At 65.0% G+C, this 10,354-nt stretch carries 9 protein-coding genes; 2 read left to right on the forward strand and 7 right to left on the reverse strand.

All coding sequences use genetic code 11. The annotated features are described in order from the left end of the window. Positions 1-33: 33 nt before the first annotated feature. The 6 genes from VNN77_14480 to VNN77_14505 form a co-directional block, all read right to left on the reverse strand. On the reverse strand, positions 34-1,041 hold the full coding sequence (locus VNN77_14480; protein HXG52599.1) for a TAXI family TRAP transporter solute-binding subunit: 1,008 nt from the start codon (positions 1,039-1,041) through the stop codon (positions 34-36). After that, complete coding sequence (locus VNN77_14485; protein ID HXG52600.1) at positions 1,038-2,264, reverse strand: dihydrolipoamide acetyltransferase family protein; 1,227 nt, start codon at positions 2,262-2,264, stop codon at positions 1,038-1,040. Before VNN77_14485 ends, VNN77_14480 begins: the two co-directional genes overlap by 4 nt. A 31-nt stretch (positions 2,265-2,295) precedes the next feature. Further along, positions 2,296-3,627 (reverse strand): Xaa-Pro peptidase family protein, encoded by a 1,332-nt coding sequence (locus VNN77_14490; GenBank protein ID HXG52601.1) that lies wholly within the window; start codon positions 3,625-3,627, stop codon positions 2,296-2,298. 79 nt (positions 3,628-3,706) lie between these two features. Continuing rightward, a complete protein-coding gene (locus VNN77_14495; GenBank protein HXG52602.1) occupies positions 3,707-4,717 on the reverse strand; it encodes an alpha-ketoacid dehydrogenase subunit beta in 1,011 nt (336 codons plus the stop codon). 32 nt (positions 4,718-4,749) lie between these two features. After that, on the reverse strand, positions 4,750-5,757 hold the full coding sequence (locus VNN77_14500) for a thiamine pyrophosphate-dependent dehydrogenase E1 component subunit alpha (GenBank protein ID HXG52603.1): 1,008 nt from the start codon (positions 5,755-5,757) through the stop codon (positions 4,750-4,752). Between the two features lie 71 nt (positions 5,758-5,828). After that, positions 5,829-6,707: an NAD(P)-dependent oxidoreductase gene (locus VNN77_14505; protein ID HXG52604.1), complete on the reverse strand. Its 879-nt coding sequence runs from the start codon at positions 6,705-6,707 to the stop codon at positions 5,829-5,831. 160 nt (positions 6,708-6,867) lie between these two features. Between VNN77_14505 and VNN77_14510 the strand changes: the two genes are divergently transcribed. Further along, positions 6,868-8,463, forward strand: a complete 1,596-nt coding sequence (locus VNN77_14510; protein ID HXG52605.1) for a UbiD family decarboxylase — start codon at positions 6,868-6,870, stop codon at positions 8,461-8,463. A 90-nt stretch (positions 8,464-8,553) separates the two neighbouring features. On the opposite strand, the gene VNN77_14515 is transcribed toward VNN77_14510, so the two are convergent. Beyond that, entirely contained in the window at positions 8,554-9,006 is a 453-nt protein-coding gene (locus tag VNN77_14515) for an isoprenylcysteine carboxylmethyltransferase family protein (GenBank protein ID HXG52606.1), read from the reverse strand. 45 nt (positions 9,007-9,051) lie between these two features. Here VNN77_14515 and VNN77_14520 point away from each other — a divergent pair, with 45 nt between their 5' ends. Further along, positions 9,052-9,804 (forward strand): sulfite exporter TauE/SafE family protein, encoded by a 753-nt coding sequence (locus VNN77_14520; GenBank protein HXG52607.1) that lies wholly within the window; start codon positions 9,052-9,054, stop codon positions 9,802-9,804. The last annotated feature ends 550 nt before the right edge of the window (positions 9,805-10,354 follow it).

Raw genomic sequence — 10,354 nt, forward strand, 5'->3', positions numbered from 1 at the left:
CGGGCCGGCTCGGACATCTCTTCTTCCCCGCCGCTACCTGGAGCGGAGGCTGTCCGGGATCTGGATCCCCGCAGCGCGCCAGTGATCCTCGGCTCCTTTGTGGAGCGGGACCGTCACGCCCTGCAGCGCCTTTTGCGGCACCATGTCGCGCGCTCCGGCGTGCACCTTCAACATATGGGCGTGGCCCTCTTTGTCATATGCGGCCGCGACCATTTTTTGCACCAGGGACGGCGCCAGGTTGCGGTTCACGTACCAGATGACGGGGATCCCCACCGTAGGGGTGTCCTCGGTGATGCCGCGATACGAGTTCGCCGGGAAGACGTAGCGAGCGAAATAGGGGTACTGCTTGAAAAAGTCGGTTTTGCTGACGGGCGTGTAGATGTCGATTGCCCGCACCGGCTTTTTCGTCGCCGCCTCGGTGGTCACGCGGTCGGGCTCGGGACCGGTCCAGAAGAAAGCGTCGGCTTTGCCGTCGGCCATCGCCTCACCGGCCTGCGCGCCGAGAAGCGGGATGCGGTTGATCTTTTCCCAGATTCCCACGGCGCGAAAGACGCGCTCCGCGCTGGCGAAGGTCCCCGATCCGGGAGTGCCGACGGCGACGCGCTTGCCGACGAGGTCTTCGACGGTGCGAATGCCGCTGTCGGCGAAGGTGATGGCATGAGCGACGCCGAAGAAGACCAGACCGACGGCGCGCGGGTTCGTGAGGGCTTTTCCCTTGAACTGCGCCTGGCCGAAATAGGCTTCGTGGAGATCGGAAGAAAATGAAAGGCCCATGTCCGCTTCCCCGCCGTTTACGCGGCGGATGTTCTCCACGGAGCCGCCGGTTGCGGTCACCGACACATCGAGGTTGGGGACGGTCTTCGAAAGGTGGGTGCCGATGCCCGTCGCGAAGATGCCGAAGACGCCCGCCGGCGGGCCGCCGACGAACGTAATGCGCTCCACCTTTTGAGCCCCGGCGGAGTCGGCGAAAAAGAACAGGAAAAGGGCCTGAACCGCGCCCAGAGCGACTCGAACGAAACCGCCGTGTAGTGTGCTTTTCATCGGTTTACCTCCTCCTCGTGATCCGACCCGGTTGGAAACGCCGAAACCTCTTTCAAGCCATCTTCCAGGAGCCGCTTGACACATCCGAGGAATTTAGCGGCTGTTGCACCGTCGACCGCGCGATGATCCGCCGAGAGGCTCATGGTCATCACGTCGCGGACGACCACCGCTTCCCCGTCGGCTACGGGACGCCGCGCCACGCGCCCGGTCGCCAGGATCGCACACTGCGGCGGGTTGATGATCGCGGTGAAGCTGTCGACGCCGAACATTCCGAGATTGGAAACCGTGAAGGTCCCGCCCTCGCAGTCGGCGGGAAGCAGCTTCTTGCTTTGCGCCTTTTCGGCGAGCTCCCGGCTCTGCTTCGAGAGATCCTGCAATGAAAGACGGTCTGCGTCGCGGATGACCGGCACCACCAGACCGTCCTCCAGGGCGACGGCGAGCCCGATATTGACGCACGAGAAGATTTCCACGCCGCGCTCGGTAAAACTGGCGTTGAGGGCGGGAAACTCCCGTAGCGCCCGGGCGCAGGCGGCGAGCACGTAGTCGTTGATCGAGGGGCCGCCTGGTGCGCCGGCCCGTCGGGCGAGGGTCCTCTGGCGGACGATCTCCGTCATGTCGACGTCCATCGTCAGGTAGAAATGGGGCGCGGTTCGCTTGCTCTGCGCCATGCGCTCCGCGATGATCCGCCGCATCGGGGTCAGCGGAACCGCCCGGCGGATCGGGGCGGTCGGCTGCGCGGCTTTTTCCCACCGTTCGAGGTCCCTTGCCACGACCGCTCCGCCGGGGCCGCTGCCGCGGATCTCGGCGAGATCGATGCCCCGCTCCCGCGCGATTCTCCTCGCGGCGGGCGAAGCCAGCGTCTTGGCGCCGGCGCGCCCGGCGGGTACGGCGGGCTCGGGAGACGGCGGCCCTGAAAGAGCTCTCCCCTCCTCCTTCAGGGGAGGGCGCGGGGGAGGCGGCGAGCCCGTCTCGGCGACCGATTCCCCGGGCGCGACGATCGCGGCGATCTTGCTTCCGACCGGCACCTCGTCGCCGGGCGAGGCGGTGACGCTGGCGAGGATTCCGCTTGCGGGGGCTTCGATCTCGACGGTCGCTTTGTCGGTTTCGATCTCCATCAGCGGCTCGCCCTTGGTAACCGTCTGGCCTTGGGCTTTGAGCCACCGGATCAGGGTACCTTTCTCCTGGGCGACACCGAGCGCCGGCATGATCACGTCGGTTGGCATAAAACGATCTGGCTCCGGTAATGATTTGCTGCTACGGCTTTGGCCGAGCTCCACCGACCCGCTCGAGGGAGCCGGGGTTGTTGAGGTTCGACTGGGTTTCGCGCGTCTCCGGCAGCGGCCCCGCCGCCGTGAAATACCGGGTGCCGGCAACCAGCAGCTTTTCCGCGGGGAATCGGGTGATGACCTCGCAGCCGTCCTTCGTCACCACGACCTCCTCTTCGAGCCTCGCCGCCGACCAGCCGTCGCTCGCCGGCCAGTAGGTCTCCAGCGCAAAGACCATTCCTTCCTCGATGGTTTCCGGGTGGTCGAGCGAAACGAGGCGGCTGAAGATCGGCTTTTCCCAGATCGAGAGCCCTACGCCGTGGCCGTATTGCAGCGCAAAGGCCGCCTCCTCGTCGGCAAAACCGAACTCCTGAGCCCTGGGCCACAGCTTGACGACGTCGGCAGTGGTGATGCCGGGCTTGACGATGCTGATCGCCGCGTCCATGTAGTCGCGGCAGCGCTTGTAGGCGTCGACCATGGCCGGCGAGGCGCTGCCGACAGCGAAGGTGCGGTAGTAGCAGGTCCGGTACCCGTTGTAGCTGTGGAGGATGTCGAAGAAGGCCGGGTCGCCGGGCCTGAGCACGCGATCGGTGTAGACGTGAGGATGCGGGCTGCAGCGCTCGCCGGAGATGGCGTTCACCCCCTCGACATGCTCCGAGCCGAGATCGTAAAGAACGCGGCTTACCAGTCCGACGCACTCGTTCTCGCGCACCCCCGGCCGCATGAAGCGGTAGAGCTCCTCGTAAGCCGCGTCGACCATCATGCAGGCGGTGTTGAGGAGCGTGATCTCGTCCTGGGTCTTGATCTTTCGCACCTCGTGCATGAGCTGCTGGCAGTCGACCACCTTGAGCCCTTCGGCCTGCAGGGCAAAAAGCACCGGCAGCTCGATCACATCCACGCCAAGCGGCTCCTTTTCCAGCTTGCGCATCTCCAGCTCGGCCTTGATCTTTCTGGCCACGTCGCGCGCCAGCCCCGCCTCGGGGTGGGTCGCACCGCGCAGCGTGGAGATCCCGGCGCGCGAGCGTTCGGCCAGCCACGGGCAGTAAATCTGGTGGTGGCGCGCGGCGGAGCCGAAGTCCCACATGATCGGCTCATCGTTCTGCGGCAGGAGCGAAAAGCGGACCAGCTTGTCCATCGCCCAGGTGCCGATGTGCGTGGCCGTAATGTACCGGATGTTGTTCATATCGAAGCAGAGAAGCGCGCCCATCTCCGAGGCACCGAGGGCTTTTTTCACCCGGGCGAGCCGCTCGCGGCGGAGCCGGTCGAAATCGACCCGGGCTTCCCAGTCGATCCCCATCAAGCCATAGGTCTTGAGCCCCATAGGACCTCCCTTCGAGGGTCCAGTGTCCCGACTCCCGGCGTTTCAACCCGAAGGACGACGCTGGACTCCAGGCCGAAAACTACGATCTTCCGCATAAATTCTTGGCCGTCTCCACGACGATCTCGGGTGTCGGTACCGTCCGGTCCTCGAGCACGGGCGAAAATGGCACGGGAACGTCCATTGCGCCCAGCCGTTTCACCGGCGCATCGAGGTGATAGAACGCCTCGTCGACGAGCAGCGAGGCGATTTCGGCGGTGACGCCGTAGCGCCGGTAGCCCTCGTCGAGAACCAGCGCCCGCCCGGTCTTTTTGACCGAGGCGATCAGGGTATCCTTGTCCAGCGGTACGGTCGTTCTCACGTCGACCACCTCCGCCTCGATGCCCATCGGCGCGAGGCGCTCCGCCGCCGCGAGCGCGACCTGCACCATGCTGCTGGTTGCGACGATCGAGATATCCGTGCCGAGGCGCTTGACGTCGGCTACTCCGAAAGGGATCGTGTATTCCCCCTCGGGCACCGGCCCCTTGAGCTGATACATCATCTTGTCTTCGAAAAAGACCACGGGATTGTCGTCGCGGATCGCGCTCTTGAGGAGCCCCTTGGCGTCGTAGGGGGTGGCGGGCAGGGCCACCTTGAGGCCCGGAATGTGACTTACCCAGGCATGCAGGCTCTGGCTGTGCTGCGCGGCGGAGCGGCGCGTGGCGCCGAGCGTGGTGCGCACCACCATCGGCACCTTGAGCTTGCCGCCCGACATGTAGTGGATCTTTGCGGCCTGGTTGACGATCTGATCCATGGCGAGCGTGAGAAAGTCGCCGAACATGATGTCGACCACCGGGCGCATGCCGGTCATCGCCGCGCCGACGGCTATGCCCGTGATGCCTGCCTCCGAAATCGGGGAATCGATGACGCGTCCCGTGCCGAATTCGGCCGCGAGCCCCGAAAGGACCTTGAACGGGGTTCCGGCTTCGGCGACGTCCTCGCCGATGATGAAGACCCGGGGGTCGCGCCGCATCTCCTCGGCCAGAGCTTCCCGGACGGCCTGGGCGAAGGTCAGCTCGCGGGGCGCGCTCTCTCGTGTGGCCGTGGCACTCATAGGACAATCAGCGGGCTGCCGGTTCAGCGGTGCTATGCGTAGACGTGCCGCTCGACCTCGGACGGATCCGGATACGGAGCGGCGAAGGCGAAGTCAACTCCGCCGGCGATCTGGCGTCTTACCTCGTCTTCGATTTGATCGAGCAGACGGCCGTCGGCAAGCCTCGAGCCGAGCAGGCGCGCGGCGAGCAACTTGATCGGATCTCGCCCCTCCCTCCACCGTTGCTCCTCTTCCCTGGAGCGGTAGTAACCGCGGTCGACGTCGCCGACGTGATGGCCGTAAAAGCGGTAAGTGTTGCAGAGCATGAAGGCCGGTCCTTCCCCGGCGCGGGCGCGCTCCACCAGGCGCTGACTGGTCCGGTGAACGGCGATCACGTCCTGGCCGTCCACCGCCTCGCAGGGGACCGCAAAGGCCGCGGGGCGCGCCGCGATCTCCCCCGCCGTCGTTTCCTGGAACCGGGTGTATTCGTTGTAGAGGTTGTTCTCGCAGACGTAGACGACCGGAAGCTTCCACAACGACGCCATGTTCATGCATTCGTACAGCAGCCCCTGCCCCAGCGCGCCCTCGCCGAAGAAACAGACCGCGACGCGGCCGCTGCCGGTCATCTTGGCGCTCAAGGCGGCGCCGGTTGCAATGCCGGCGCTGCCCCCGACGATGGCGTTGGCACCGAGGTTTCCCGTCTCGGCGTCGGCGATGTGCATCGAGCCTCCCTTGCCGCTGCAGTAGCCGGGCGCCTTGCCGAGCAGCTCGGCGAACATGCGCTCCAAACTCGCGCCCTTGGCGAGGCAATGGCCGTGGCCGCGGTGCGTGCTGGTGATGTAGTCGTCGCGCCTCAAAGCCTCGCAGACGCCCACCGCGACCGCCTCCTGCCCGCTGTAGAGATGGGCCAGCCCCGGCATCTTGCCGCTCTGGTAGAGCCGGTTCACCTCTTCTTCGAAGAGGCGAATCGTGAGCATCTGGCGGTAGAACCGAAGCCAGCGCTCATCGCGAGCGGGCCCCGACGATTTTGCGGTCCGGGATTTCGTTTTCCGGTGAGCCATCTACAGGGTCTCGCGTCCGGGTCCGGCGTGCCGGCTGGAATAGCCCGGGCTCCGGGACAAAACATAACAGGTTATCTCTTCCCCGCCATGCGTGCCAGGACCTCGAAGAGCACCGCAAAGTCCCTGTCCGCAAGTCCCATCCCGCGGGCGGCCGTCAGCATCTCGTTGGTCACCGCGGTCGTCGGCAGCGGCACATCGAGCTGCCTGCCCAGTTCCAGCGCGAGCAGCAGATCCTTCTGCATCATGTTGACGTCGAACCAGGCCTCCTCCGGCATCTTGAGAACGAACGGGCCGCGGTACTTCACCATCGGCGAGGCGATCACGCTGTTGAGCAGGACTTCGAGCGCGGTCGCCCGGTCGATCCCGCTTTTTTCCGCGAGCAGCACGCCTTCGCTGAAGGCGAGCATCTGTACCGCCAGGCTGAGGTTGGTCGCGATCTTCATCGAGACGGCAAGGCCGTTGGCGCCGACGTGCGTCACCTTGGGGCCGATGGCCTGCAGGATCGGCAGCGCCGCGGCAAAGGCTTCGGCGTCGCCGCCGACCATGATCGAGAGGTTTCCCTGTTCGAGCGTGGCAACGCTCCCGGAGACGGGCGCATCCAGCATGCGGCCGCCCCGCCGCGCGACCTCGGCCGCCAGCTCGCGGCTGGCCGCGGGACTGACCGTGCTCATGTCGATGTAGAGCTTGCCGGGAGAGATTCCCGCGAGGATCCCGTCGGGGCCGCCGGTGACCGCCTTCAGGGCCTCGGTGCCCGTGACCATGCTGAAGACGAACTCCCCGGCCTCCGCGGCGGCGCGGGGAGTGCTGGCCCATTTCATTCCCGCATCGAGGAGCCAGCGCGCCTTTTCCGCGGTCCGGTTGTAACCGGTCACGGCGTGGCCCGCCTTGAGCAGGCGGTGAACCATCCGGCTGCCCATGACCCCGAGGCCGACAAAGCCGATGTTTGCCATCGTTCCCACGCCCGGCCGCGCGCTCCGGTCTTCGCGGCCGGCTCGTCTCGGATATCTATCCCAGCGGCGGCCGGTTGACAAGCTCCGTCGGCTGCGGCGCAGCGTTGCTTGACAACGGCCGCTTCGCGGATGATAGATGGCAGGGTACGAGGGCTGATCGATGAGCGGCCGGCGCTACTATCGGGATTTTCGCGATCATCTGAGAGCGCTCGAAGAACGCGACAAGCTCGTGCGCATCCACCGGGAGATCGACAAGGACACGGAGCTGATGCCGCTGGTGCGCTGGCAATTTCGCGGGCTCGAGGAAGCCGACCGCAAGGCTTTCCTTTTCGAGAAGGTTGTCGACGCCAAGGGGCGGCGGTTTTCCATGCCCGTCTCGGTCGGCACGCTGGCCGCCACCACGGAGATCTACGGCATCGGCATGATGTGCCGCCCCGAGGAGATTCACGAGCGGTGGACCCGGGCGCAAATGAACCCGATCGATCCGGTGCGGGTGGCAAGCGGCCCGGCGCAGGAGGTGGTCCGGCAAGGCGCCGAGCTGTCGAGCGGGTACGGTCTCGACATGCTCCCGGTGCCGATCTCGACGCCCGGCTTCGACAACGCGCCGTATCTCACGTCGGCGAACTGGATCACGAAGGACCCCGAGACGGGCATTTACAACATCGGCAACTACCGCGGCCAGATCAAGGCGCCGGACCGGGTCGGAGGGCTGTTCACGTCACAGCACATGGGGCAGCACTGGCGCAAGTGCAAGGCGATGGGAAAGCGGCTGGAGGCCGCGATCGCGATCGGCGTCATCCCGAGCATCGCCTACGCCGCGACGGCGAAAATACCTTACGATTTCGACGAGTACCGGCTCGCGGGAGGTCTCGCCGGCGAGCCGGTGGAGGTCGTGCGCTGCAAGACGATCGACCTCGAAGTGCCGGCCACCGCCGAGATCGTCATCGAGGGCACGATTCCCACCGACTCGCTCGAGCCCGAGGGGCCGTTCGGCGAGTATCCGGGGTACATGGGCCACCGGACGATCTCGCCGTACCTCGAGGTCACCTGCATCACACACCGCCGCGACGCCATCTACACCGCGCTCATGAGCCAGTTCCCGCCGAGCGAGAGCAGCAAGATCAAGCACACCGGCACGGAAAAGATTCTCTACAAGTTCCTCCGCCACGACAGCGGCAACGCGGCGGTGCTGGACGTCGCCCTGCACGACGAGGTGAGCGGCAGCGGCCAGGCCTATTGCGTGATCAAGATGCGCAACGCCACCAAGGCCGACGCCTGGCGCGCTCTGAACGCCTCGGCGGGCTTTACGGGAAGCTACGCCAAGATCTGCGTGGCGGTGGACGAAGACATCGACATCCGCGATCCGGCGATGGTCAACTGGGCGATCTGTTTCAACGTTCGTCCCGAGGAAGACGTCGCGGTCGTCCGGGGGAAATCGCCGGGTCTCGATCCGTCGGCGCATCCGCCCGGGAGGGAGAGCCTCGAGGCGCGAATGGCTTCCACCGGCGCGCTGTTGATCAACGCGGTCAGACCCTGGCCCTACACCCCGGTTTCGTTGCCGAAGCGGGAGTACATGGAAAAGGCGAAGGCGTTGTGGGAGGAGCTTGGTCTGCCGCCGCTGAAGCCCCGGATGCCGTGGTACGGCTACAGCCTCGGCGCGTGGACCCGGGAAGACGAGGAAGAGGCTGACCTGGCGGTCCGGGGCGAATGTTTCCGGACCGGGGAGAAGCAAGCGCGGCAGCGGCAGAAGATTTAGTATCGATCGAAAGCGGGCGGAGACCCGGGAGAATAAAAGTTCCCGGTTGCCGGCTTCCGGTTTCCGCTAGGGTCAGGACTCGAGAACCGGCTAGAACAGGCCTGGAATCCAGCGCTTCACGGACCGAAGGTACTCGAGATAAGGCTCGCCGAGCTGCTTTGCCAGCCGTTTTTCGTCCTGCAGGATGCGCGCGTGGAACCATACGGCGGCGCCGAGCATGATCAGGACGCCGAACCACGAACGCAGGACAAGAGCCACGCCGCAGAGATAAATGAGGTGGCCGAGGTACATCGGGTTTCGGCTGCAGGCGTAAGGACCGGTCGTGACAAGCCGCTGCGGCGGGTTTTCGAGACCCGGTCCGCCGCCTCCGTGCCTGGCGCGGTAGCGCCCGCACAGGCGATACTGTAGATAACCCCAAAGCATAAGCGGCAGGTAAGCGGGGTCGACGGTCACGCTTCCCCGGTGGAGAGCGAACTCCCACGCCGCGGTGATCAGGGGATAGAGGACGAACGTGCGGACGGGGGTGCGTCGGAGAAATCTCATGGGACGGCGCGGCAAAGGCGCCCCGAGAACGCAAGGGATCGATTCGTGTCGCTCGACTTCACAACCGTCTCGGTAGCGGTCGCGCTCCTGTTCGCGGCCTTCGTCAAGGGGACCTCGGGAATGGGCTTTCCGCTGATCGCGACCCCGATGGTGGCTTTGTTGCTGGACATCCGAACCGCCATCACGATCCTGATCATTCCCAACATCGTCATGGACGTCGCGCAGGTCTTCCGCGGCGGCTTCCCGGCGGCGGTGATGCGGCGTTTTGGATGGTTCTTCGTCACGACCGTCGCCGGCGTTTTCCTGGGGACCCGGGCGCTGGTCGCGCTGCCTCTCTGGACGCTCAACTTCTGTCTCGGGCTCATGGTGCTTTTCTTCGTGACGTCGAGCTGGCTCAAGTTCGACTTTGCCATTTCGCCGGCTCTGGAGAAAAAGCTCGCGCTGCCCGCCGGGCTCGCCGGGGGGTTTCTGAACGGCCTGACCAACGCCGCCGGCCCGGCCGTGGCGATCTACCTCTACAGCCTTCGGCTCTCCAAGCACGAGTTCATCAAGTCGATCGCCACGATCTTCATGGTCACCAAGCTGAGCCAGCTGGCGGCGGTATCGACCTGGAATCTCTTCAACGTCAGGACGATGTCGCTCTCGCTCGCGGTTACCGGTTTCATCCTGCTGGGCTTCTACGCCGGCCTGAAAACCCAGGACCGGATCAACCAGCGGACCTTCAACCGCGTGCTGCTGGTGCTCCTGTTCGCGATCGGCTCGACCCTCGTCGTTCGCGCCCTGAGCCAGCGTGGCTAGCGACAGCCGCATTGGGGGCCGCCTCCAAAGGTCTGAAAACCAGCCACTTCATGTCGAGGGTTTCGCACATGCTGGGAGATTCACCTCCTGAAGGAAAACGCGATAACAGGCGCACGATCTCCTTCCGAGAAGACAGGGCTATTCTGCGGCCTCGAAGGTGAGTCCCAACTGCCGCGCGGCCTCCCTCATCGCCTTGAGGGCCGGGTCGTTCTCTCTCAGTATCCAGTCGTCGGGCAGCACCATCTCGCTTAAAAAGGTCTTGTGGCGTCGATTGCCGCGGACGATCGGTTGTAGAGGAGCCCGGGGGCGAACACCCGGGGACGGCACACCATCGGCGCTTCTACGAAATCCCCTCCCCGAGACAGTCGTGTTGTCAAAGTCTGACCCCTGGTTGCTCCGTAAGTCAAAGGTAAAGATTTGATAATCATCTAGAAGGCTCCTCCAAGAGGCTGTAAGGTTCGGCTATGAAAGCTAACCCGCATAACTCAAAGGAGGAGACGAGATGAAACTTTACGGTGCCATCGACTTGCACTCCACCAACAACGTTACG

The organism is Candidatus Zixiibacteriota bacterium, from assembly GCA_035574315.1.
Lineage (GTDB): Bacteria > Desulfobacterota > Binatia > UBA9968 > UBA9968 > DATLYW01.

Bases quoted from the DNA above. Each gene is read 5' to 3' on its own strand.
- VNN77_14480 (HXG52599.1), bottom strand. From the start codon at position 1,041: ATGAAAAGCACACTACACGGCGGTTTCGTTCGAGTCGCTCTGGGCGCG.
- VNN77_14485 (HXG52600.1), bottom strand. From the start codon at position 2,264: ATGCCAACCGACGTGATCATGCCGGCGCTCGGTGTCGCCCAGGAGAAA.
- VNN77_14495 (HXG52602.1), bottom strand. From the start codon at position 4,717: ATGAGTGCCACGGCCACACGAGAGAGCGCGCCCCGCGAGCTGACCTTC.
- VNN77_14515 (HXG52606.1), bottom strand. From the start codon at position 9,006: ATGAGATTTCTCCGACGCACCCCCGTCCGCACGTTCGTCCTCTATCCC.
- VNN77_14490 (HXG52601.1), bottom strand. From the start codon at position 3,627: ATGGGGCTCAAGACCTATGGCTTGATGGGGATCGACTGGGAAGCCCGG.
- VNN77_14500 (HXG52603.1), bottom strand. From the start codon at position 5,757: ATGGCTCACCGGAAAACGAAATCCCGGACCGCAAAATCGTCGGGGCCC.
- VNN77_14505 (HXG52604.1), bottom strand. From the start codon at position 6,707: ATGGCAAACATCGGCTTTGTCGGCCTCGGGGTCATGGGCAGCCGGATG.
- VNN77_14510 (HXG52605.1), top strand. From the start codon at position 6,868: ATGAGCGGCCGGCGCTACTATCGGGATTTTCGCGATCATCTGAGAGCG.